Raw genomic sequence first — 23,153 nt, 5'->3', positions numbered from 1 at the left:
GTTAAAACATCGATTTAAGCGAAACTTACGTATTTGATTCAAAATCCATCCCCAAATAATTATTAAAATTATATGAAGCAAGTTACCATCAGCACACCCTTTATAACACTAATCGTGCTTGATTACGGAGCAATTATTCAAAAGCTACTGGTAAAAGATAAAAATGGAGAATCGGTCAACGTTGTTGTTGGTTTTAACTCTCCTGAAAAATATTTAGAGGATAATAAATTTTTAGGTGCCTGTATTGGAAGGTATGCCGGTCGTATCTCAAATGGAAAATTTGAACTAGAACGTGAAACCTATGATTTGCACCAAAAAGATGGTGTACATCTTCATGGCGGAAAAAAAGGTTTCGGTCTAAAATACTGGACTATCGAAGAAGTGCATCAGGGGCGCCAACCTTTTGTGAAGCTTTCCTATCATAGTAAGCATTTAGAAGAGGGTTACCCTGGTAATTTGAAAGTATATGTCACTTATAAACTAATCAACAATCACCTACATATTATCCATGAGGCAAGCACCGACCTTACGACGGTAATCAATCTGACCAACCATTCCTATTTTCGATTAGATGGCACCAGTCAAATAGATGACTATAACCTCCAATTGAATTGCTCGCGAATGGTAGAGACCTATGCAAATCTATTGCCCACAGGTGCATTAATTCCTGTCAATGGAACTTCTTTCGATTTTCTGAATGAAAAGAAAATTGGAAGTACTCGATTAGATACACCTTTCGTAATTGACTCCAAATCAAAAGTGGCGGGAAAAGTTTCCTCAGATAAAACAGCTATTTCGATGGAAGTAAGCACAAATCAACCGGCCTTAGTCTGCTACACGCCTCCTGAATTTCCAGCGATATGTTTTGAAACCCAAAACTATCCTGATGCACCAAACCATAAAAACTTTCCGAGCAGTAGACTTCGTCCTGGTGAAATCTACAAGAATGAATCTAAATTTGTTTTTGACCTATTATAAATAGACGCTGCTCAAAATTGCTGAAATACCTACTGATTTAGTAACTTAGACTAACCCAATACATATAGACATGAAACTAAAAAAATGGCTCATTGGCCTGCTGATTACATTTAGTGCCTTGTTTTTGATATTCAAATTTATCGCTTGGCCTTATTTACAGGGCGAAACTAAAAAAATAAGTCCCCAAAAAGTGGCTACCTATATTGAAAACGGCATGGATTTGACTGTTGCATATTCAAGCCCGTTTAAAAAAGGTAGGGTAATTTTCGGAGAGTTGGTTCCTTATAATGAGGTTTGGCGAACTGGAGCAAATGAGCCTACCACATTTACTACCAAAACTCCAATTAAAATTATAGATAAGGATTTGGCCGCAGGTACTTATGCCCTATGGACCATCCCAGGGAAAAATAGTTGGTCTATCATATTCAATAGTGAAGTTCCTGAATGGGGAGTGACACTTTTAAGTGGAGGTAAAGAAACAACGAGAGACCCCGATTTGGATGTTTTACAGGTTGAAGTTCCTTCAAATTCTCTTTCGGCTGAGCGTGAAAATTTTACGATTTCTTTTGATCACGGAAACCCAGTAAATCTTTCTTTATCTTGGGATGAAACAATTGTTCAAGTTCCTATTAAAAGATAAGGTTGGCGACTCAAAAAAATATTACTTCATCCCGAATTTCTAAAATTCAAGATAGTAGGAAGCTTATTCCCACAGTTGACGAATTGACTTTGGGTATTCTCAAAAGTGATAAAACCGCTCTGGCCCGTGCTATTACTTTAGTTGAAAGTACCAAGCAAGAAAATCTTGAAAAGGCAAATGCAATCATTGAAAACTGCTTAGCAAAAAAAACAGATAGCATTCGAATCGGCATTACCGGAGTACCAGGAGTTGGTAAAAGTACCTTTATTGAATCTTTCGGTAAACAATTGACGTCCTTAGGAAAAAAAGTAGCGGTTCTGGCCGTAGATCCTACAAGTACAGAGACCAAAGGAAGTATTTTAGGGGACAAGACTAGAATGCAAGAATTGGTAAAAGATGAAAAGGCGTTTATTCGCCCCTCTCCTTCGGGAATATCATTAGGCGGTGTCACCCGTAAAACGCGAGAAACCATTATTCTTTGTGAAGCTGCTGGTTATGATGTTATTCTTGTGGAAACCGTAGGTGTGGGTCAAAGCGAAACTGCCGTACATAGCATGGTAGATTTCTTTTTGTTGTTGAAACTGCCAGGAGCTGGAGATGAGCTACAGGGAATCAAAAGGGGAATCATAGAAATGGCCGATGCTATAGTTATCAATAAAGCAGATGGTGATAATGTAAAACGCGCCCGAAATGCATCTATTGAGTTTTCTAGAGCCTTACATTTATATCCGCCAAAAGTAAATGGATGGACACCTAAAGTGTTAAGCTGTTCTTCAATTGAAAATACAGGACTTGATAAAATCTGGGAAATGATTCTAAATTATATCTTAGAAAACAAAGCTTCAAACTTTTTTAACTCCAAACGGCAAAAACAAAACAAAAATTGGTTACTACAGACACTTGATGACCAACTCAAGCAACAATTTTATCAAGATAAAAAGGTGGCTAAAGCGCTTGAGAAGTTAATAGAGGATGTTATAAACAATAGGATTTCCCCATTTCGTGCCGCAGAAAAACTACTACGGGCACATCATAAATGAAATCCCTAAATTTGCGCCAGCAACACCTAGTCAATGAATGTAATTACCGATTCTTTACTTTCAATAGTAGTTCCTTTTTATAACGAGCAAGACAATGCAGTTCTCTTAACCGAGAAAATTCATGAGAGTCTGCAAGGGTATAACTATGAAATCATTTATGTGGATGATTTTTCTACTGATAATACCAGAAAAGTTGTCAAGGCAATGAGTGATAGTAAGGTCCATTTGATTGAACTTAAAAAGAACTACGGACAAAGTTTAGCCCTTGCCGCTGGTATAGATCATGCCAAAGGAGAGTACATTATTACTATGGATGGTGATTTACAAAACGACCCTAGTGATATTCCTGAAATGCTGGGCTATGCTGTGCAAGAGGAGTATGATGTCGTGACAGGAATCCGTCGGAAACGTAAGGACTCTTTAGTCAAAAAAATTCCTTCTAAAATTGCCAACTTCTTGGTAAGAAGAGTAACTAAATTGGATATTAAGGACAATGGCTGTGCGCTCAAGGTATTTACCAAAGATATTGCCAAAGAATTGAATCTTTACGGCGAAATGCATCGCTTTATTACCTTGCTTGCGCATCTCGAAGGCGCTCAGATAAAACAAGTTCCCGTAAAACACCACGCAAGACATGCAGGTGTTTCAAAATACGGATTAGAGCGTGTATTTAAAGTAGTTGCAGATATGATGCTTCTGCTTTTCATACGGAAGTATTTTCAACGACCCATTCACCTTTTTGGTATTTTTGGAGTCTTACTAATAATTTTAGGCGGACTAATCAACATTTATCTTTTAATCGTAAAATTCGGTTTTGGCGAAGATATCGGAACCAGACCATTACTTATTTTCGGTTTGATGTTCATTCTAGCCGGTATTCAATTATTTACAATAGGTATCGTTATGGAACTTTTGATTCGAACCTACTATGAATCACAGCAGAAACGACCCTATAGAATCAAAAAAATCACTGTAGGTGGCGAATCTGCGTAAGAAAGGTATAACTACATTAAAGATTCTTATAAGTGCAGCGCTTATCTATTTCATTTTTACCAAACTTAATGTTGCCGAGATTTTTGAAACTGTCAAAAAGTCGAATCCTTTTTATTTAATCTTCGCGCTAGCAATTTTCATCATTTCTAAAGTAATAGCAGCTTTTCGCCTAAATAGCTACTTTCATGAGTTGAGAATTTTCTTGACACATAAAAGCAATTTGAAACTATATCTATTGGGAATGTTTTACAACCTCTTTCTGCCTGGGGGAATTGGTGGTGATGCCTACAAAGGCTATGTTATCAAAAAAAAATTTGAGATAGAAACGAAAAAAGTAGTTTCCGTTTTGGTTTTGGATCGGTTAAGTGGTCTTCATTTACTGTTCATTTATGCTTGTGGATTGGCATTGTTCCTCAATAACAGTCAACTCGAAAATTTTAAAATTCTAATAGGGCTCGCAATTCCCTTGAGTGTCGTGGTTTTTTATTTTTTAAATAAAAAATTCTTAGGATACGTCCTATCAGTTTTTTGGAAATCGTTCGGTTATTCGGCTTTGGTTCAACTATCGCAATTGATTTGTGTGTATTTCATATTGATATCCCTAGGAGTCGAAACGAGTATCGTAGCTTACCTGGTCATTTTCTTAATTTCATCTATAGTATCCGTAATTCCTTTAACTATAGGCGGAATAGGAAGTCGAGAACTTACATTCTTCTATGGTGCAGCGCTTCTTGGATTAAATGAGAGTACTTCTGTAGCTGTTAGCATGCTATTCTTTTTAATTACGGCAGTGGTATCTCTACTTGGGGTATACTACGCAGTAGGAAAACCTGAGCTGGAGGTCCATCAATAAATATGAATCAAATGCCGTTTATTCAAGACCTTCTTTCTTGTAGCAGGATCTAAAAACTTGGCTTGTAATCTTGTAATTCTAAACTGGTCTTCGCTAAACTGTCTATCCCAATCGAAACCCATATTTTGAAGTTCTTTCAATTGCAAATCATCGACATAAACCCAGACATTCTTTTTATCGCTCAACCCACTTATAGTAGTAATCTTTACGGGTTTTTTATTGTAAAAATCCAGAGCCCAAGTATGATGTGTGGATACCTTATAAATATTATCAACAGGAATGTTGTTTTCAGCCACAGTTTCTGCCATTGAAGAACCGGCTTGGTATTCCAGTAATGATGGATAGAAATGAGTATTTAAAACGGCATTCAATAATAATGAGCTACATACCGAAATCGTAATAATACGTAAATAATACTCTTCACGCTTCAAGGAGTAATAAATTATTACGGCGAAAGCGCTCCCCATTAAAATATAGGCATAGTTACTTTCAAATTTGAATACGTAAAAACATATCAATACAGAGGCGATAAAAACCAAGCTGAGAACAAAATATTGAACTCCCAGAAGTACCTTTATCGTTTTTCGCTTAGTATATTTATAAAGGCTATACAAGTAAGAGGCCGTCAGTACAGAGAACAATGGAATCGTAATGTTCAAATAATGAGGCAATTTGAACTGGGCAAAACTGATGATAATAAAAATCAGGGTAATCCCTCCGAACGTCAAAAATTCATACTTAGGGTTATACTTGAATTTTAGATTGATAAGCGTTTTCAATCTGCAGAGATATGCACAGATTCCTAAAATCGTCCAAGGTAAGAACACCCAAAGAAATGTGTGGAAAAAGAAAAAGTAATCACTGCTGTTCTTTCCCATGCCTGTTCCGCTCATGCGTTCAAAACTCTGTTCCCAGAAAATAAAAAAGATGCCGCTTCGATTACTTCTACCCCGTATGATTTTTTCAGGATGTAAATCAAACTGATGGTAATAGGCATAGAGCATAGGCGCGATGGCAATTGCAAAAATCACTAGAGCAATAACAACTTTCCAACTCAAAAAACGTCTCCATTTTCTAGTATACGCCAAATGACAGAGTAATGGAAAACCTATTACTAAAAGAGCTATCTGACCTTTTGTGGAAAATGCTATACCAGCCCCAAAAGCCCCTAGAACAATATTTTTTAAGGACTTACTTTCAATATATCCCGTTAATTGCCAAATGGCAAAAATGGTAAAACCGGTGAGCACAGCATCTGTCCGAACATCTATGGTAGCTAGAACTATGGTTTGTGCTGTCATAAAGACAATAGCAGCTAACTTACCCGTTTCCGTATTGTATAAGAGTTTGCCTAAACCGAAGCAGCTATAGGCCCCTAAAAGAGTGGCTAGTATTCCGGGAATGCGATATGCCCAAGCGTGTATACCAAAAATTTTGTAGGAAAGTGCGGCAAGCCAATAATGCATATGTGGCTTGTCGAGGTATTCTTCTGGACCCTTAAAAAGGCTCAAGAAGTCATTCTCCTGAACCATACGCATGGCCATCACGGCAAACTGTGCAGAATCATTCTCAAAGAGTTTCACGAACATTCCTGAGATGTACACAAAAATGGTCAGAAACAACAAAAACCAATACCTAGTGTTAGATATCATAGACGGATTTTGGGGAGAGCAAATATAAACAACTTTGCAAATAACCAGCCAAAAAAGAGACCTATTACCATTCCCGAAAATACGTCTAAGGGAAAATGCACTCCAATATATATCCTACTATAGGCTACGAAAACGGCCCAAACTAACAGGAAAATTCCTATATGACGAAATTTACCTTTCAATATTATTGAAAAGAAAACGGCCACTGCCATTGTATTACCAGCATGGGCCGAAAAATAGCCAAACTTACCTCCGCAGTTATCTTTTACCAATCGAGCCAATTCATTAACATCTATATCAAAACACGGACGTAAGCGCTGAACTCCATATTTAAAAAAATCAGCTAAGCCATTGGTTACGGTAATCATTAAAATAGCGGTTACAACGAGTAATCCCGTCTTTTTCAATCCAAACTGTTTGTATGAAAGAAATATGAGGAGTAGATATATTGGAATTGAACTGTATTTATTGGTAATGAACATCCACAAACCATCCCAAGTTTCGGTTCCCAAATTATTGAGTAACAAGAAAACTTCTTTGTCATATTTAAGGATTTCCTCTAGCATAGAACTAGTCTTCGTATCTAGAAACTTCTCTATCGTAAAAAGCCGTTGCTTGTTTTATTAAACTTTCAGTTTCGTTTTCAAGCTCTTTTTCATCGTCAGTGGTGAATTCTTCAAACCATTGTACCTCATCATCTTCAAGATTAATGATAAATCTAGGGTACTCTGTATGAACAATAAATATGGCAGATGGATAATCAGTATTATCACCTAATAAAAATTTCGGGAATTCCATGGTAATCAACTTTGAACTATTAACTTTTTCGTGAGATAATTAAATCGAATATACAACATAATGGCCGATGCTGTAAGACCTGCTAAAAGTCCAATCCAGATACCTGCACTTCCCAATTCTGTATGCAATCCTAGGTAGTAACAGATAGGAAATCCGACGAGCCAATACGCAATAAATGTTATAAAAGTAGGAATCTTTACATCTTGTAATCCCCTTAGAGCACCTAAAACAACTACTTGTATACCGTCCGAAATTTGAAAAAAGGCTGAAACCAGAAGAAGCTGTGCAGCAAGGAAAACCACCTCAGTATTATCAGATAGGTTCAAAGCCGAGTCTAAATCCAAATACAAGGTCGGAAACCAATTTCTACCCCATAAAAAGAGCGTAGCAAAAACAATTGTAACAAAAAAGGTTAGCAAGAAAATAGATTGCGCTATCCGTCTTAACTCCTTGAAATTCTGAAGCCCCTTCTGATTTCCAACGCGTATCATTGCGACTACTCCTAAGCCCATACTGAACATAAAGGTCATGCTGCTCAGATTAAGGGCAATTTGATTGGCTGCTTGAGCATTCTTGCCTAGAACTCCGCTTAGCCAAATGGCTGCGGTAAAAATGGCCACTTCAAAAAACATTTGTAAGGCCGATGGGAAACCCAAACTAATAATCTTGTTCATCACCTTCTTTTCGAGATCACGAAAATTAAAACCGGTAACATAGTCATGGAACTTCTTCTTACTCTTCAACAAATACCAGATATAAAGCACCATTAATATTCGAGCAACCAAAGTACCTATGGCCGCACCAACAATTCCCATTTTAGGAAATCCGAAAGAGCCAAAAATCAATAGATAATTCAAGATAATATTTACCACATTGGCAACGACCGTAGCATACATGGGATATCTTGTTTGTGACAGTCCATCAGAAAATTGTTTAAATGCCTGAAAGATTACCAAAGGAATTAGTGAAAAGGCAACCAAATCTAAATACGGCATTGCCAGTTCAACCACTTCAGGAGGTTGGTCCATCATATGCATTAAAGGCTTTGCTAAGAGAATCAAGCCAAACAGAGAGACACCTAAAACTGCGCATAAAACAAGTCCGTGCTTTAGTGCACTTTTGCCATCTGCCTTATTGCCTGCACCATCCGCTTCGGCAACTAAGGGGGTGATAGCTGTTGAAAATCCTATACCCAAAGACATGGCGATAAATACAAAACTGTTCCCCAAGGATACCGCAGCAAGTTCAGCCGTACCCAATTGGCCCACCATAATATTATCAGCCAGTTGCACCACAGTATGACCCAAAAGACCCATGATTACAGGTACTGACAACTTAATGTTATAGGTAAACTCTTTGGTATAGTTTTTTAGCACTTACTCAGTCGGTATTTCAATTTCAAACTTTTTTAGCTTCTTCCCAGAAAACATCCATCTCCTCTAAAGTCATTTCTTTTAAAGATTTACCTAATCCTTTGGCCTTATTCTCCAAATATTGAAACCTTTTTATAAATTTTTTGTTTGTGCGTTCCAAAGCATTTTCGGGACTTATATCTAAGAATCTGGCATAATTCACCATTGAAAAAAGAACGTCACCAAACTCCTCCTCCATCTTCTCAGTATCTTGCTTTTTTACTTCATATTGAAACTCTGCCAGTTCTTCCTGAACTTTTTCCCAAACTTGTTCAGGTTTTTCCCAATCAAAACCAACTCCAGAAACTTTATCTTGAATGCGGTTGGCTTTTACCAGGGACGGTAATCCATTTGGTACTCCTTCTAAAACACTTTTCTTTCCTTCTTTAAGCTTTAAATTCTCCCAATTTCGCTTTACATCCTTTTCATCTTCCACCGTCACATCTCCATAAATATGAGGGTGTCGATTAATCAATTTTTCACTAATACTTGTGCATACATCGGCAATATCAAAGTCTTTAGTTTCACTTCCTATTTTGGCATAGAAAATAATATGTAAAAGAATATCGCCTAGCTCTTTCTTGACTTCCTCTAAATCATTGTCTAAAATGGCGTCTCCCAATTCATAAGTCTCTTCAATGGTCAGGTGTCTAAGGGTTTGCATAGTTTGCTTCTTATCCCACGGACATTGCTCCCGAAGTTCATCCTTTATAGTGAGTAAGCGGTCAAAAGCGGCTAATTGGGTTTCTCTTGAATTCATCGAAATTGCTTTCGGTAAAAGTACAAATCACAATGGTTTTCCTTCACCCTTTCGGAAGTGTATTTTTGGTTATCTTTAAAAGATTGAAAATGAACAGCACACCAAATGTCTCTCCTTTCTAAAATAGGTTTTAATAGTTTTCTATTTCTAGGGATAATCTCTCTGGGAAATATTTGCCAGGCTCAAAACACAGATTCTGAAAAGGTGATAGAAAGTACCTTGGAAATAATCTCCATAGCTTCTCTAGAACGAAGAGTAATTTACCAGAATAATATTCATTTTGAAGCACCAAATTGGACTCCCGACGGAAAGACATTGATTTATAATAGTAAAGGATTGTTATATAAAATTCCCGTTGAAGGTGGGAAACCAGAATTGATTCCCACGGGTTCTCTTACAAGAATTAATAACGACCATGGTATTTCACCAGATGGTACTCAAATGGTAATTAGCGATCAGACAGAGACCGGAAAATCATTAATTTATTCACTACCTATTAAAGGGGGTGAACCAAAACAAATCACACCGGTTGGTCCGTCCTACTGGCACGGTTGGTCACCTGACGGAAAAACTTTGGCCTATTGTGCGGAACGAAATGGCAACTATGACATTTATTCAATTCCACTAAAAGGCGGTGAAGAAAAACGTTTGACATCTTCAGATGGTTTGGATGACGGCCCAGATTATTCTCCCGACGGGAAGTATATCTATTTTAATTCCGAGAGAACGGGAACCATGCAGGTTTGGCGTATGAAAACAGATGGTACCGAACAAGAACAAGTTACCAACGATGAACTAAACGATTGGTTTCCACATCCTTCCCCTGATGGAAAATTTATTGTTTACGTCACTTTCGGCACAGATGTCCCTTCAGGGCAACACCCTGCCAATAAAAATGTGATGCTTCGTTTGATGCATTTAGAAACAAAAGAGGTTATAACAATAGCTAAACTATTTGGCGGGCAAGGAACTATTAATGTACCGTCGTGGTCGCCGGATAGTCAACAAATTGCTTTTGTTAGTTATCAGTTTAAATAAAAGAAATGAAATATAAAAAAATACTTCTGTGCCTAATTTTATGTGGGTTGACCTTTCACATGACGGCCCAAAACCTTTCTGAAAAAGCAACTACTTTTCTAAATCTCTTATCAGATGAAATAAAGGAAAAAGTACTTTTTGAACTGGAAGACGAAGAGCGTTTCAACATGAATTACGTGCCCATTCCTAGAAAGGGGCCGACGTTTCATGATTTCGATGAAAAACAAAAAGCAGCAGCATTGGATTTACTGCAGTCTTCATTAGGCAAAGAAGGTTATAGAAAAACACAAGAAATTATAGCTCTTGAAAAAGTCCTTCGCATTATTGAAAACGACGATAATGATAAAATGCCAGATGGTCGACCAAGAAGAGATCCTTTGAATTATCATTTCTGCATTTTCGGTGACCCCGCCTCAAAAGCGCCATGGGGCTGGCGATTTGAAGGACATCACATTTCATTGAACTTTACATCCGCAGAAGGAAAAATCAGCGCTTCAACACCATCTTTCTTTGGTACTAACCCAGGTATTATAAAAACTACTAATCAAGAAGAAAAAGAGGTTTTAAAGAAGGAGGCAGAATTAGGTTTTCAACTTATTAATTCAATGAATGAAACACAATTGAAGGTGACACGATTTACAGAAGAAGCACCCTTAGATGTTAGCTCAGCAAACCACCGAAAGGTAGAGAAATTATATCCCGAGGGTATTTCTTATACGGCCTTATCAGAAGACCAGAAAGAGGTACTGCTCCAATTATTGAATGTTTATCTGTCAACCTTTGAGCCTCATTTTGAATCCAGTTTTTGGGAAAAGATAAAGGACTCCGGAATCGATAACCTGACCTTCGCGTGGGCGGGGAGTCTTCAACCAGGTACTGGACATTATTACAGAATTCAAGGTCCTACACTGCTCATTGAATATGACAATACACAAAACAACGCAAATCACGCTCATGCGGTGGTTCGGGATTTGACAAATGACTACGGAGAAGATATACTTAGAGAACATTACAAAAGGCACCACAACTAATACCAGTTTTATTTATGAATACCAGACGTGAGTTTTTATTTAAATCAGGATTATTTACTGCGGGAACTATCCTATTACCTTCCTGCGCTTTTGCTAATTACTTGGAATCGCAGCAATATGGGGTGCAGCTTTATTCATTCCGAGATGAAATGGCCAATGATGCAAAAGGAACTCTGGAAAAAATAGCTTCCATCGGATTGAAAAAAATAGAATCGGCAAGAAGTCGCGAAGGCCATTACTATGGACTCTCCCCAAAGGAAATGAAAGATACATGTGATGCCTTAGGAATGAAACTTACCAGTGGTCATGTTGCACTAGACGACAGTTTTGATAAAACCATGGAAGAGGCAGTCGCTTCAGGTCAAGAGTATCTAATCTGTTCTTCAATGCCTAGCAAAGGGCAAACGGTAGATAACTACAAAAAAGTAGCTGATGCTTTCAATAAAGCCGGTGAATCTTGTAAAAAACAAGGTTTAAAGTTCGGCTATCACAATCATGAATACGAATTCGAAGCTGAAAATGACGAAGTTTTATACGATGTCTTAATGGATCATACTGAGCCAGATTTGGTCCATATGGAATTGGATTTGGGCTGGGTAATCGTTGGCGGAAAAGACCCGTTGGATTATTTCAAAAAGTATCCTGGTCGTTTTCCGCTTTGGCATTTGAAGGATATGAACATGACCAAAATGGAAAGCACGGAATTTGGGAAAGGTAGCCTCGACATTCCAACTATGATGGCAAATCAAAAAGAATCAGGAGTAAAACATATTTTTATCGAACAAGAAGAGTATGCCAGTACGCCGCTAGAAAGCATGAAACACAATATGGAGTTTTTAGGAAATCTCTAATCATCAACCAACTGAAAATAAAATCCTTATGAAGAATTTGATTCGAATACTTGGGATAGTATGCCTTATATTATCCGTAGCTTGTTCTCCAGAAGTAACCACTTATGACATTTTAATAAAAAACGGACAAATTGTAGATGGTTCAGGTAAACCTGGATATTCCGGTAATATCGCAATCAACGGGGATACTATTGTAGCAGTTGGAGATATTCAGCATGCTATTGGTAAACAAGAAATCGACGCCACCGGACTCACAGTTGCCCCCGGATTTATCAATATGCTAAGTTGGGCCAATGAATCTTTAATTGAAGATGGTCGGTCACAAGGTGATATTCGACAAGGCGTTACACTTGAAGTTTTAGGCGAAGGAAATTCAATGGGACCATTGAGTGAATCGATGAAAAAGGAAATGAAGGAAGGACAATCCACCATCAAATATGATATTCCATGGACTACTTTAGGTGAATATCTTGAATATCTCGAAAACAAAGGGGTTTCTACTAACATCGCTTCCTTTATTGGAAACGCCACTTTACGCAAGAATACTATTGGTTATGAGAATCGACCTCCTACCCCCTATGAAATGGAAACGATGAAAAGGTTGACCCGGGAAGCAATGGAAGAAGGTGCGATGGGCATATCAACTTCATTAATTTACGTTCCTAGTGGGCATGCAAAAACAGATGAAATAATTGAATTGGCCAAAGTAGTTTCTGAGTATGACGGAATGTACATTTCCCATATCCGTGATGAAGAAGGATTCCTACTAGATGCTGTTCAAGAATTGATTACTATTGCCGAAGAAGCTGATATCACATCAGAAATCTATCATTTCAAAGCTTCCGGAAATGCCAATTGGCACTTGTTGGATTCCGCTATAACACTGGTTGAGAAGGCCCGCAAAAAAGGTTTGGAAGTAACTACTGATATGTATATGTATAATGCGAGTTCTACAGGATTGAATATATTGCTTCCCGCTTGGGCAAAAGAAGGTGGCCATGGAGCGACGATGAAACTCATTGAACAAAAAGACAAGCGCAAAAAGATGATGGCCGAAGTAGATTTTCATGTGCCTCCTGAGAATATCCTTTTAGTAGGTTTCCGAAATAAGGAAATGCGAACCAATATTGGCAAAACACTGGCTGCTGTTGCAAAAGAAAGAAATATATCCCCTGAAGAGGCCATTGTTGATTTGATTTATGAGGATAATAGCAGAATACAGGTGGTTTATTTCTCCATGTCCGAAGAAAATATCAAAAAGAAATTGGCGCTCCCCTACATGTCCATTTGCTCTGATTCTGGTTCTTATACGAATGAAGGTGTGTTTTTAGAACAAAGCACACACCCCAGAGCCTATGGCTCGTTTGCGCGGTTATTGGGTAAATATGTACGTGAGGAGAAGGTGGTTAGCTTGGAAGATGCTGTTTATAAATTGACAACGCTCCCAGCTACAAATTTGAAGCTTAAAAAACGAGGGGCACTAAAAGAAGGTTTTTATGCCGATATTACGGTATTTGACTCCGCTAAAATCAAGGACAATGCTACTTTTGAAAAGCCACATCAATATGCTACAGGAATGCAGCATGTTTTAGTCAACGGTACAGTAGTCCTAAAAGACGGCGAACATACAGGTTCTTTTCCAGGCCGTGTGGTTCGAGGGCCCGGATGGAAAGTAAAATGAATTTATTAAACCATATGAATAATGAAATCACAGAACAAAACCCTATTTGTTTTTGCTTTACTTATAACACTCAGTAGTTGCAAAGCACAGACTACAAGCATTATTAAAGAAGGCGCTGAATTAACTCTGGTAGCCGATGGTTATGATTTTACGGAAGGCCCTGCGGTTGATAAAAATGGTGATGTTTATTTTACAGACCAACCCAATGATAGAATCGTTAAATGGGATGCAAGTGACAATTCCGTTTCTGATTGGATGAAACCTAGCGGTCGTTCCAACGGACTCTATTTTGACCTTGATGGAAATCTCATAGCTTGTGCTGATGAAAAAAATGAGATTTGGCGTATTGATGTTGAAAAGAATATTACCGTACTTGTTAAAGATTTTGAAAATAAGAAACTTAATGGTCCAAATGATCTTTGGATTGATACTAAGGGAGGTATTTACCTGACAGACCCCCATTACAAAAGGCCGTATTGGAATCGTACTCAAGATACCATCCCAAAACGTGTGTACTATCTTAGTCCTGATAATGAGGAAATAAGCATTGCGGCAGAAAATTATTCCCAACCCAATGGCATTATTGGTATTCCGGATGGAAAAACCCTTTATGTTGCTGATATTGGGTACCCGGGTTCTAGTTCGGACAAGAAAACATATTCTTATTCCATACAAGCGGATGGAAGCCTAATAAACAAAAGAGTTTTTTGTGAAATGGGCTCAGATGGAATGACCATAGATAATAAGGGCAATGTGTATCTTACGGGCAATGGCGTTACGGTTTTTAATTCGAACGGTAAACAAATCGAACACATAAAAATTCCGGAAGCATGGACAGCCAACGTCACCTTTGGTGGTCCAAATCAAGATATCTTATTTATCACGGCCATGGATTCGGTATATACCCTAGAGATGAATGTGAACGGAATTAGATAAGTGAAGAGTTCTTGAATCTTGTTGAAATCCAAAAAATTTAAAAAATTTATGCTAGAAACGGATTACTTAGTCATTGGTAGCGGTGCGGTCGGAATGGCCTTCGTTGATACTTTATTATCAGAAACAGATGCCAATATCATTATGATAGACCGTTATGCAAACCCTGGCGGGCATTGGAATGTTGCCTATCCCTTTGTAACCTTGCACCAGCCTTCACAATTCTATGGCGTAAGCTCAAAAGAATTAAGCAACGGTCGTAAGGATGAGACAGGTACCAACAAGGGATTGTATAGCCTGGCAAAAGGCTCAGAAATAAATGCCTATTATGAAGACGTCATGCAGAATACTTTCCTGTCCTCAGGAAGGGTAAAATACTTTCCTAACTGTAATTACAAAGGCAATCGTGAGTTTGAATCCTTTGAAACAGGTGAGAAACAACTGGTAAAGGTGAATAAGAAAGTAGTCGACACTACAATCTTAGGAACAAGCGTTCCTGCAACTCACACCCCTAATTTTGCAATTGAAGATGGTGTACAATTTATGCCATTAAATGATCTACCCAAAGTTGAGAACGCTCCAAAAGGTTATGTAGTTATTGGAGGTGGTAAAACAGGTATAGATGCTTGTCTTTGGCTTTTAGAAAAACAGGTTAATCCAAACGATATCACTTGGATTGTCTCAAGAGATGCATGGCTACTTGACCGTAAAAACACTCAGCCTACAGATGAATTTTTTGAAACTTCAATTGGTTCAATGGCGGCACAATTAGAGGTAATTCCTAGGGCGAACTCAATTCCTGATTTATTTTATAACCTTGCAGAAGCCGGCGTATTCTTACGTTTGGATAAAAATATTCGGCCAACTATGTTTCATGGGGCAACAGTTAGCCAATTGGAATTGGTAGAACTTAGAAAAATCAGGAACATAATTCGTCTGGGAAGGGTTCAACGTTTGGAAACAAATCAAATTATCATGGATAGGGGGGCCATTCCAACTTCTACAGGCCATATTCATATAGATTGCTCGGCAACCGCAATTACGCAACACGACATTCGTCCCATATTTGAAGATGGCTTGATAACGCCACAAACCGTTCGCTCATACCAACCTGTTTTTAGTGCATCGGTTATAGCCTATGTCGAAGCACATTATGGAGATGACAAAACAAAGAATACGCTTTGTCAAGTAGTGCTTCTCCCAAACCATGATACCGATTGGATAAAAATGTTGTCCGCTCAATTGACCAACCAATTTATATGGTCGAAGGATAAAGATCTCCGAAAGTGGTTAGTTACGAATCGTCTGAATGGTTTTGGTAGACTAGTAAACAATGTGGATAAAAAGGATGCCGATAAAATGGCTCTTTTAAAAAGAATGCGCAGTGCCTCGATGCCTGCAATGATGCGGCTCGAACAATTTATTTCAAAGCTAGATGAAATAGAGAATTCTGAAATTGAAAATCCACAGTTTCAGGTAAACCAAAATATTTTTATTAGAAATCGTATTGTGGAAACACCATCTTCTGAACTCAAACTGGATGAAGGCGATGTATTAGTGAAGGTCGAAAAGTTCGCCTATACTGCTAATAATATCACCTATGCCGTTGCTGGTGATACGATAGGCTATTGGCAATTCTTTCCACCAGTGGGAGAAAATACAGATGGTTGGGGGGTGATTCCTGTTTGGGGATTTGCATCTGTTGTTGAATCCAAAACGGATGAAATTCCTATAGGGGACCGTTTATTTGGATATTTCCCCCCAGCAAAATATCTAAAGATGAAACCTGTGGGTTGTAAGGAAAAAAGGTTCATAGATGGTTCACCTCATCGTTCAGAATTGCCTGTTGGTTATAATATTTATCGAAGGGTACATAATGAGAAAAACTACAATTCACAAAATGATAGAGAACGTATGCTGTTATTTCCGCTGCATCTGACTTCTTTTTGTTTATGGGACGCCTTACAGGAAAAGGAATGGTATGGTGCGAAACAGCTAATTATTCTCAGTGCGAGTAGTAAAACAAGTACAGGATTAGGGTATGCATTGAAATCCGATGAAAATGCCCCTAATGTCATTGGTGTGACCTCTCGAAGGAATTTAGAAACCGTCAAGAATTTAAATATCTACAACCACTGTTTGACTTATAAAGAAGTTACTAGTATTGATTCCAGGATACCAACTGTAATTGTTGATATGTCGGGGAATCAAGATGTATTGGCTGCGCTACATACGCATTTAGGTGACCAAATGAAATTTACAAGTAACGTGGGATTAACACACTGGGCGAATGCGAAACCCAAAGAAGGAATCATTTCAGAGCGAAGCAAATTTTTCTTTGCCCCGGGACATATTCAAAAACGAATGAAAGAATGGGGAGCGGAACGTTTTGACCAAAAAACGACAAGCTTTCTCATGAAGACCACGGCAAAAACGAAAAGTTGGCTTAAATTTAAACAACTAAATGGCTTGCATGAACTGGTTGCATTACATCCACTGGTTTGTGCCGGTGTTTTGCCTCCTGATGAGGGGTTGATTGTTAACCTGTCGTAGACAAGAAAAATTTCACCACAAAAAATAACATCACTTTATTCCAAATAGAATCATGAGTAAACTAACACTTATCGCTAGTATACTAGCAAAAAACGAAAAAAGAGAACTGGTAAAAAGCGAACTTTTAAAACTTATTGCGCCAACAAGAGTGGAAGAAGGCTGCATAAACTACGACCTACATCAGGATAATGAAAATCCGAACCTTTTCGTTTTCCATGAAAATTGGGAGAGTAAAACACTATTGGAAAAACATTTGGCCAGCCCACATATCGCAGAATACTTAAAAGCTACGGAAGGTTCTGTGGAAAAATTTACACTTCAAGAATTGACCCATATCGGATAATTATGAAAACAATCTATTGGACAACTACTGGAATACTATCACTTTTTCTTCTTTGGAGTTCGTATACCTATTTATTTAGCAAAGGTACAATTGACGGTGTGCGCAATCTGGGCTTCCCCGATCATTTCAGGGTTCAATTAGCCATTTTAAAAGTGATTGCGGTGGTTCTAATTCTAGTTCCGCAAATACCTCTTCAAGTAAAAGAATGGGCCTATGTAGGTATCGCACTCTTTTTCCTGACAGCCATCATTGCACATACGGCACATAAAGACCCCTTTTTTATAACCATGATCAATATGGTTTTAGTGGCCTTGCTGGTTATCTCAAATATTTATTTGCATAAAATTTCAGCTGATTGACCTTTAATTCACAATCATGAAAAAAATCGTTGCCTTCTTATTTTGTGTATTGCTATTCTTAAGCAATTGTAAAGAGCGTACCGCAACTCATGAAATGGAAAAATGGAAGTCCGAAATTAAGGCGGTCGAACAGGAGTTTAATGATTTGGCACAAGAAAAGGGCCTTGCCGTTGCATTCGAAAAATTCGCAGCGCCAACAGGCGTAATTCGAAAGGGTGGTAAAGTAATTCAAGGGCCAAAAGCGATTGGTGATTGGTATCGAAATGATAGCAGACCAGGAGAAACCCTGACCTGGCAGCCTGATTTTATTGACGTAAGTAGTTCCGGCGATATGGCCTACACCTATGGTGGATATGTTTTTACTACTGTAGATTCAAACGGCACAAAGAAAGAAAATACGGGCACATTCCACACGGTTTGGAAAAGACAACCCGACGGAAGTTGGAAATTTGTATGGGATTAAACTCATTCTAAAGGAGTAAGCCTCACATTCCGAAATAAAATCTTCCCAGATGCTGCGGCTTGTAACCCTATCGGCCCATCACTAAGGTCTTTATTTTTAATATCTATGGTCATTATATCATTGACCCATACTTGAAGATGATCTTTGTCATTCCTAATTTTATAGCTATTCCATTTATCTAGGGTTTCAACCTTTTCCAAAGGTTTTGATCGAGTTACCACTGATCCAGTGCGATTGTCCTGATTGGGGTGCAAATCCCAGATATTGATTTCATAGCAGTCTGTATTTGAAATAACATTCTCCTTGCAACGGATAAAAATTCCAGAGTTTATGGCGCTATCTGGTTTGAATTCCAGTTCCAGTACAAAATTGGAGTAGGACTTATTGGTCATTACGAATCCTGAACCACTATCTAAACTTCCTATCAATTCATTCTTGACGTATTTCCATTCCGCATGCCCCTCGCTAAACCAATCTTTTGATTCCTTTTGAAATAAAACTTCCGGCGGAGCAGTTTTTTCGGCACAAGATGAAACCAAAACAACTAAGAAAAATATGCTGATAAACGTAACCACTTTTTTCATTCCAAATTCATTTTATTAAACCCTTATTTTACCAAATCAAAGATTCGGGTATACTTGATGATAAAACTATTATTCAATGGGTCACCATCTTGCAGGTTATAATTCCAAACTACGAAAAGACCCGTATTTGCTTGCTGAAGCCATCCGAAACGGACATTGGCCGCCCAAAGTTTGTCAGAGGTGTTGTGCTGAATCAAACCTTGTAAGTAAATATTAGGTTTAAAAGCATATGACAAACGCGTACTCAAAATATTCGCTGTAAAATCTCCATTTGGCAACTGAAAATTATTATACTGAAAAGTAGCGTCGATGTTAAACCGATCACCCGCTCTGTATCTACCCGTTATGGTCTCTATATATCGTGTGCCTCCGAAAGAACCTCCAATAACAGATCGCAGGTTGACCGAAAACGGCTTGCTTTGATTTGTGAAAAATATAATTTGTGATTCCGCATGATCGTAAACGCCTGCATCCACAATTACATTTCTCCCCCTGGAAATGTCAAAAGGATTTACAACGCCCTCCTTGGTAATATTTACCCCCGTGTGTAATTCGTTGCCGCTCTTCCATTCAAAATGGTTATCTAAATGCAAGAAACCCGTTTCTTGAAATCCGTCAAAATTCCAATATCCTCTATAGGATATATGTGGACGATACTCCAAAATTTTAGCATCCGGTTTTTTAGGGCGTAAATGGTACAAAATCAAACCTTCAGGCTTTTTAAAGGATGATCGCAGTAAGAAACCAACTTCAGGGTTAAAGCCCTCTCCTACCTCGGTATAACCTGCACGCATTTCCAAATTATTCCAATTATATGTGGTTTGAAACTTAAAAGAATGCGCATTATTCCGATTATCTGGATCTTTGGTTTGCGCATAGAATCCCGACATTCGTGCTTTTCTTCCCAATCCTAACTTTCCATCCAAAGCAAAGGTTCGATTGTAGTTATTATCAGATTGCAAACCTTCCCGGTTTATAAAAACTGCACCTAGAGCAGAACGCCCTTTGAACTCATGATTAACCCTAGCTACAGTAAAATTGTTTTCTTCAATTCCTTTATCACTTACATCTTCAGTCCACATACTAAGCAATCCCACATTGGTACGATTCAACTTTCCGGATAATCGGGCACCTCCAATGATAGGAACTACATTTCCATTGTCACCAATACCAATCCGACGACTAAAAAAGAGGTCTACTTCTCCTGGGCTACCAACACTGAACAATCCGGCATTTTCTAAAAAGAAGGGTCGTTTTTCGGGAAAAAACAAATTAAAGCGATCTAAGTTCACCTGTTGGTCATCAACTTCAACTTGAGCGAAATCAGTATTATACGTGAGGTCAAGTGTTAAACTTGGCGTGATACTATATTTGATATCGCCTCCAAATTCGAAATTGGTATCATTTACGGTTTCCGGCAAAGTATAATCTGAATCGAACCGAGTGAGCGCGTAGGGAATCAACTTTAAATTACCAGGGCTGCGCAAATCTAAGTTTGTTAAGGTACCAGCAAGCGAAAGTCTCTTCAAATCAAGCCCTACAGGCATTTCGGCCCAAAATGCAATTTCATTACTTTTTCGAATATTCCGTCTGAAATTGATTCCCCAATCCTTACCTGATTGAAAGCGTAAGGTTCGCAAAGGAATAGCAAATTCAGCACTCCAGCCAAAATCACCAACTTTGGTTTGCACCTCCCAGGCACCATCCCAGTTAAGGTTAAATCCACCGATGGTTCCGCCTTGCTGTCTATTCTGATTGAAATTTCCTTGGCCCTCATTATCTACCTGAGCGTCATACTCAACACCTAAGGAATTCGTTCCGAAAATGAATCCGTTCTGCCCATCTTTATAGGTATCCAAAATAAACAAGAACGCATCCGTATTATCAAGATTTGCATCTCTTCGTGCATCAGAAACTACCAAACTGCTCGGACTCGAATCGTAGCAGACTACAGAAACATAGAAGACTTCTGGCGTGTAGGCTACCCGAATGTCTGTTTTTTCGGTTGGCGTTTGCCCAAAATTGGGTTGTGCCTGACTCAATTTCCCTATCGGTTCTATTGCCTTCCAAATTACGTCATCTATAACATCTCCATCTATCGAAGGAGCATTTTCCAAGGCCACTGCTGCAGCTGTTGGTCTCGATTTTAAATCAGAGGTACTGACTTGTTCTTGGGCAAAAGAAAAAAAAGAGCATCCCGCAAAAAGGAAGAAAATAAAAATACTTCTGTGATGGTGCATGAAATAGTCGGTTGGTTTATAAAATTCCCTAAAGGCGCGTCAAGTTAAAAATACAGCGTTTTAGATAAACAAAAAAAACCTTCAATACTGAAGGCCTTTTTTATATTTCATTTGAAACTAGTTGTAGTTTCGGTCGATTAGCTTAATTCGCTAGCAACTAAATAGTAAAATGCAGGTCTGCTCTTCATACGAATACCTGACATTTTATCAGCAACTTTATTGACAGCCGCCATTGCCTTGTCTTTATCTTCTACACCTAACTTTTTGGCAACGAAGTTTCTGCAAACAGTTTCCAATTCAGATTGGTCACTGCCAGAAACCAAGGTGGCATCTTTATTATCTACCATAGACTTTAAGCTATTTACATAACCGTCAAGTTGATCGTGGTTGATGTTAGATACACCACACTCATTAAGTTGTGATACAGCAGTTGCTTTTAATGCCGCTAATTTTTCATCTCTGTCGCTCATGGTACTTTGTTTTAAAATGTTTAGAAATCAGTGTTTATATTAAATCAGAACTGTAAGGTAAAAATTTCTTTAACAAAAAAACAGAAACTGCCGTGAAAATATGGTTATTTTATAATTTTCGACCCGTTGTCCGCCTGAAAATATGGGAGTTTCATCTAAATTAATTTAAAAAGTGCTTATCTTGTGTAATTAGACCTCTACCAGCAATAACCAACATGTAAAAAATATTAAGATGACCAAAAAAGACCTTTTCTTCATACTATGCATTCTCCTCTTTTTCAGTTGTGATGGTTTAAACGCGCAGATGGTTTCCAAATCTGGAACCCATCCACCAACAGTTTCAGTCGAAAGGTTAGGCAAATACGAAGCATTTTTAAAAAAGGAAATTGCGGATGGAAAAATTCCGGGAGCTGTCTCTTATATCATGATAAATGGACAATTGGTACATAATGGCGCATACGGCTATAGCAGTTTAAAGGACATGACCCCAATGCAGGAAGATCAAATTTTACATTTGATGTCAATGACCAAACCCATAGTTACCGTTGCTTTCATGATGCTCTATGAGGAAGGGCATTTTTTCCTTTCAGATCCAGTTTCGAAATACTTGCCTCAGTTCAAAGACTTGAAAGTCGCAAAAGACTTAAATGCTGGTTTAAATGGAGAAACCGAACCTGCGAACAAGGAGATTACCATTCATCATGTTTTGACACATACTGCAGGTTTTTCACATGGGCTTGCCGGAACCGAACTTGATAATGCAATTGCAAAAGCGCTATACTTTGAACCTCAAAAAGACATTGAAAGTAGGGTAAATACTTTGGCAAGTTTGCCCTTGGTAGGTCATCCGGGAGAGCAATGGTATTATAGTGCATCACCTGATATTCTTGCCTTACTGATTGAACATTTCTCAGGAGTAAATGTTGCTGATTTTTTGCAAGAGCGAATTTTCAATCCATTAGGAATGAAAGATACTGGTTATAACATTACGAAGGAAAACCAAAAAAGATGGGGCCCAGTTCACAATTACAATAAGGAAGGTAAAATGGCCAACTCAGAACAACAGCTTCCTATAGAGGGGAATACGGTCTATGGAGGAACGCATGGCCTTTTTTCAACGGCGCCAGATTATATGAAATTTTGCCAAATGCTTTTGAACAATGGTAAATTGAATGGCCAACAATTCTTAAGCCCTAAAACTTTGGAACTCATGACCATGAATCAAATTGGAGATTTATCCCAAGGTCCTGGGCAAGGTTTCGGACTGGGTTTTGGAGTAACTACTGATGTTGCTGCTAGCAAAAGTTTAGGGTCCGTTGGACGTTACTATTGGGGCGGAGCTTATAGTACCTACTTTTTTATTGACCCAAAGGAAGAATTGATTGCCATTTTAATGACGCAAATTCAACCGTATAGTGGTTATTATGCTAACAAATTCCAACAGTTCATCTATCAATCCCTAACCGAATAAATTCTTGACG

Annotated in this window: 23 protein-coding genes; 15 read left to right on the top strand and 8 right to left on the bottom strand. The window is 38.3% G+C overall.

All coding sequences use genetic code 11. The annotated features are described in order from the left end of the window. The first annotated feature begins 72 nt into the window (after positions 1-72). The 5 genes from FEE95_RS19790 (at position 73) to FEE95_RS19770 (ending at position 4,504) form a co-directional block, all read left to right on the top strand. Entirely contained in the window at positions 73-978 is a 906-nt protein-coding gene (locus tag FEE95_RS19790) for an aldose epimerase family protein (RefSeq protein WP_138659766.1), read from the top strand. 70 nt (positions 979-1,048) lie between these two features. Beyond that, positions 1,049-1,618 carry a DUF2911 domain-containing protein gene (locus FEE95_RS19785; protein ID WP_138659765.1) on the top strand — a complete coding sequence of 190 codons (570 nt, stop codon included), beginning with the start codon at positions 1,049-1,051 and terminating at the stop codon, positions 1,616-1,618. A 2-nt stretch (positions 1,619-1,620) separates the two neighbouring features. Next, on the top strand, positions 1,621-2,658 hold the full coding sequence (meaB, locus tag FEE95_RS19780) for a methylmalonyl Co-A mutase-associated GTPase MeaB (RefSeq protein WP_138659764.1): 1,038 nt from the start codon (positions 1,621-1,623) through the stop codon (positions 2,656-2,658). Between the two features lie 33 nt (positions 2,659-2,691). Next, positions 2,692-3,651, top strand: coding sequence for a glycosyltransferase family 2 protein (locus tag FEE95_RS19775; protein ID WP_138659763.1), 960 nt, complete (start codon positions 2,692-2,694; stop codon positions 3,649-3,651). Then, the gene (locus FEE95_RS19770) at positions 3,635-4,504 is read left to right on the top strand and encodes a lysylphosphatidylglycerol synthase transmembrane domain-containing protein (protein WP_212748461.1); all 870 of its coding nucleotides are present in this window, start codon (positions 3,635-3,637) and stop codon (positions 4,502-4,504) included. Before FEE95_RS19775 ends, FEE95_RS19770 begins: the two co-directional genes overlap by 17 nt. On the opposite strand, the gene FEE95_RS19765 is transcribed toward FEE95_RS19770, so the two are convergent. The 5 genes from FEE95_RS19765 to mazG are packed head-to-tail and all read right to left on the bottom strand — an operon-like array spanning position 4,498 to position 9,126. Further along, positions 4,498-6,156, bottom strand: a complete 1,659-nt coding sequence (locus FEE95_RS19765) for an ArnT family glycosyltransferase (RefSeq protein WP_138659762.1) — start codon at positions 6,154-6,156, stop codon at positions 4,498-4,500. The genes FEE95_RS19770 and FEE95_RS19765 overlap by 7 nt on opposite strands. Next, positions 6,153-6,722 (bottom strand): phosphatase PAP2 family protein, encoded by a 570-nt coding sequence (locus FEE95_RS19760; protein WP_138659761.1) that lies wholly within the window; start codon positions 6,720-6,722, stop codon positions 6,153-6,155. Before FEE95_RS19760 ends, FEE95_RS19765 begins: the two co-directional genes overlap by 4 nt. Before the next feature lie 4 nt (positions 6,723-6,726). After that, positions 6,727-6,954: a hypothetical protein gene (locus FEE95_RS19755; protein ID WP_138659760.1), complete on the bottom strand. Its 228-nt coding sequence runs from the start codon at positions 6,952-6,954 to the stop codon at positions 6,727-6,729. A gap of 5 nt (positions 6,955-6,959) precedes the next feature. Beyond that, the gene (locus FEE95_RS19750; protein ID WP_238474621.1) at positions 6,960-8,330 is read right to left on the bottom strand and encodes an MATE family efflux transporter; all 1,371 of its coding nucleotides are present in this window, start codon (positions 8,328-8,330) and stop codon (positions 6,960-6,962) included. Positions 8,331-8,352: 22 nt separating this feature from the next. Next, positions 8,353-9,126, bottom strand: a complete 774-nt coding sequence (mazG, locus tag FEE95_RS19745; RefSeq protein WP_138659759.1) for a nucleoside triphosphate pyrophosphohydrolase — start codon at positions 9,124-9,126, stop codon at positions 8,353-8,355. A gap of 105 nt (positions 9,127-9,231) precedes the next feature. Between mazG and FEE95_RS19740 the strand changes: the two genes are divergently transcribed. The 9 genes from FEE95_RS19740 to FEE95_RS19700 are packed head-to-tail and all read left to right on the top strand — an operon-like array spanning position 9,232 to position 18,378. Further along, on the top strand, positions 9,232-10,164 hold the full coding sequence (locus FEE95_RS19740; protein ID WP_138659758.1) for a TolB family protein: 933 nt from the start codon (positions 9,232-9,234) through the stop codon (positions 10,162-10,164). Positions 10,165-10,169: 5 nt separating this feature from the next. Further along, positions 10,170-11,195: a DUF3500 domain-containing protein gene (locus tag FEE95_RS19735; RefSeq protein WP_212748460.1), complete on the top strand. Its 1,026-nt coding sequence runs from the start codon at positions 10,170-10,172 to the stop codon at positions 11,193-11,195. A gap of 14 nt (positions 11,196-11,209) precedes the next feature. Continuing rightward, positions 11,210-12,046, top strand: coding sequence for a sugar phosphate isomerase/epimerase family protein (locus FEE95_RS19730; protein WP_138659757.1), 837 nt, complete (start codon positions 11,210-11,212; stop codon positions 12,044-12,046). 28 nt (positions 12,047-12,074) lie between these two features. Next, complete coding sequence (locus FEE95_RS19725; RefSeq protein WP_138659756.1) at positions 12,075-13,727, top strand: N-acyl-D-amino-acid deacylase family protein; 1,653 nt, start codon at positions 12,075-12,077, stop codon at positions 13,725-13,727. A gap of 21 nt (positions 13,728-13,748) precedes the next feature. Beyond that, positions 13,749-14,663, top strand: a complete 915-nt coding sequence (locus FEE95_RS19720) for an SMP-30/gluconolactonase/LRE family protein (protein ID WP_138659755.1) — start codon at positions 13,749-13,751, stop codon at positions 14,661-14,663. Positions 14,664-14,711: 48 nt separating this feature from the next. Next, positions 14,712-17,213, top strand: a complete 2,502-nt coding sequence (locus tag FEE95_RS22255) for a DUF2855 family protein (protein WP_212748459.1) — start codon at positions 14,712-14,714, stop codon at positions 17,211-17,213. A gap of 52 nt (positions 17,214-17,265) precedes the next feature. After that, a complete protein-coding gene (locus tag FEE95_RS19710; protein WP_138659754.1) occupies positions 17,266-17,556 on the top strand; it encodes a putative quinol monooxygenase in 291 nt (96 codons plus the stop codon). A gap of 2 nt (positions 17,557-17,558) precedes the next feature. Further along, positions 17,559-17,915: a DoxX family protein gene (locus FEE95_RS19705; RefSeq protein ID WP_138659753.1), complete on the top strand. Its 357-nt coding sequence runs from the start codon at positions 17,559-17,561 to the stop codon at positions 17,913-17,915. A 16-nt stretch (positions 17,916-17,931) separates the two neighbouring features. Further along, complete coding sequence (locus FEE95_RS19700) at positions 17,932-18,378, top strand: YybH family protein (protein WP_138659752.1); 447 nt, start codon at positions 17,932-17,934, stop codon at positions 18,376-18,378. 2 nt (positions 18,379-18,380) lie between these two features. On the opposite strand, the gene FEE95_RS19695 is transcribed toward FEE95_RS19700, so the two are convergent. The 3 genes from FEE95_RS19695 to FEE95_RS19685 all read right to left on the bottom strand — a co-directional run bounded on the left by FEE95_RS19695 (position 18,381) and on the right by FEE95_RS19685 (position 21,672). Further along, complete coding sequence (locus FEE95_RS19695) at positions 18,381-18,962, bottom strand: 3-keto-disaccharide hydrolase (RefSeq protein ID WP_138659751.1); 582 nt, start codon at positions 18,960-18,962, stop codon at positions 18,381-18,383. A gap of 23 nt (positions 18,963-18,985) precedes the next feature. After that, on the bottom strand, positions 18,986-21,202 hold the full coding sequence (locus FEE95_RS19690; RefSeq protein ID WP_138659750.1) for a DUF5916 domain-containing protein: 2,217 nt from the start codon (positions 21,200-21,202) through the stop codon (positions 18,986-18,988). A 137-nt stretch (positions 21,203-21,339) separates the two neighbouring features. Beyond that, positions 21,340-21,672, bottom strand: coding sequence for a DUF2853 family protein (locus tag FEE95_RS19685; RefSeq protein WP_138659749.1), 333 nt, complete (start codon positions 21,670-21,672; stop codon positions 21,340-21,342). Between the two features lie 232 nt (positions 21,673-21,904). On the opposite strand from FEE95_RS19685, the gene FEE95_RS19680 reads away from it, so the two are divergent. Then, positions 21,905-23,143, top strand: a complete 1,239-nt coding sequence (locus tag FEE95_RS19680) for a serine hydrolase domain-containing protein (protein ID WP_138659748.1) — start codon at positions 21,905-21,907, stop codon at positions 23,141-23,143. Positions 23,144-23,153: the final 10 nt, after the last annotated feature.

Source organism: Maribacter algarum (ex Zhang et al. 2020), assembly GCF_005885635.1.
GTDB classification, from domain to species: domain Bacteria; phylum Bacteroidota; class Bacteroidia; order Flavobacteriales; family Flavobacteriaceae; genus Maribacter_C; species Maribacter_C algarum.
Note: the sequence above shows the minus strand (reverse complement) of the source record. Positions and strands in the feature narration are given on the sequence as shown.

What these genes read in the sequence shown, in the direction of transcription:
- FEE95_RS19790 (WP_138659766.1), top strand. Translation starts at nt 73, where the DNA reads ATGAAGCAAGTTACCATCAGCACACCCTTTATAACACTAATCGTGCTT.
- FEE95_RS19785 (WP_138659765.1), top strand. Translation starts at nt 1,049, where the DNA reads ATGAAACTAAAAAAATGGCTCATTGGCCTGCTGATTACATTTAGTGCC.
- FEE95_RS19775 (WP_138659763.1), top strand. Translation starts at nt 2,692, where the DNA reads ATGAATGTAATTACCGATTCTTTACTTTCAATAGTAGTTCCTTTTTAT.
- FEE95_RS19765 (WP_138659762.1), bottom strand. Translation starts at nt 6,156, where the DNA reads ATGATATCTAACACTAGGTATTGGTTTTTGTTGTTTCTGACCATTTTT.
- FEE95_RS19760 (WP_138659761.1), bottom strand. Translation starts at nt 6,722, where the DNA reads ATGCTAGAGGAAATCCTTAAATATGACAAAGAAGTTTTCTTGTTACTC.
- FEE95_RS19755 (WP_138659760.1), bottom strand. Translation starts at nt 6,954, where the DNA reads ATGGAATTCCCGAAATTTTTATTAGGTGATAATACTGATTATCCATCT.
- mazG (WP_138659759.1), bottom strand. Translation starts at nt 9,126, where the DNA reads ATGAATTCAAGAGAAACCCAATTAGCCGCTTTTGACCGCTTACTCACT.
- FEE95_RS19740 (WP_138659758.1), top strand. Translation starts at nt 9,232, where the DNA reads ATGTCTCTCCTTTCTAAAATAGGTTTTAATAGTTTTCTATTTCTAGGG.
- FEE95_RS19735 (WP_212748460.1), top strand. Translation starts at nt 10,170, where the DNA reads ATGAAATATAAAAAAATACTTCTGTGCCTAATTTTATGTGGGTTGACC.
- FEE95_RS19730 (WP_138659757.1), top strand. Translation starts at nt 11,210, where the DNA reads ATGAATACCAGACGTGAGTTTTTATTTAAATCAGGATTATTTACTGCG.
- FEE95_RS19725 (WP_138659756.1), top strand. Translation starts at nt 12,075, where the DNA reads ATGAAGAATTTGATTCGAATACTTGGGATAGTATGCCTTATATTATCC.
- FEE95_RS19720 (WP_138659755.1), top strand. Translation starts at nt 13,749, where the DNA reads ATGAAATCACAGAACAAAACCCTATTTGTTTTTGCTTTACTTATAACA.
- FEE95_RS22255 (WP_212748459.1), top strand. Translation starts at nt 14,712, where the DNA reads ATGCTAGAAACGGATTACTTAGTCATTGGTAGCGGTGCGGTCGGAATG.
- FEE95_RS19710 (WP_138659754.1), top strand. Translation starts at nt 17,266, where the DNA reads ATGAGTAAACTAACACTTATCGCTAGTATACTAGCAAAAAACGAAAAA.
- FEE95_RS19705 (WP_138659753.1), top strand. Translation starts at nt 17,559, where the DNA reads ATGAAAACAATCTATTGGACAACTACTGGAATACTATCACTTTTTCTT.
- FEE95_RS19700 (WP_138659752.1), top strand. Translation starts at nt 17,932, where the DNA reads ATGAAAAAAATCGTTGCCTTCTTATTTTGTGTATTGCTATTCTTAAGC.
- FEE95_RS19695 (WP_138659751.1), bottom strand. Translation starts at nt 18,962, where the DNA reads ATGAAAAAAGTGGTTACGTTTATCAGCATATTTTTCTTAGTTGTTTTG.
- FEE95_RS19690 (WP_138659750.1), bottom strand. Translation starts at nt 21,202, where the DNA reads ATGCACCATCACAGAAGTATTTTTATTTTCTTCCTTTTTGCGGGATGC.
- FEE95_RS19685 (WP_138659749.1), bottom strand. Translation starts at nt 21,672, where the DNA reads ATGAGCGACAGAGATGAAAAATTAGCGGCATTAAAAGCAACTGCTGTA.
- FEE95_RS19680 (WP_138659748.1), top strand. Translation starts at nt 21,905, where the DNA reads ATGACCAAAAAAGACCTTTTCTTCATACTATGCATTCTCCTCTTTTTC.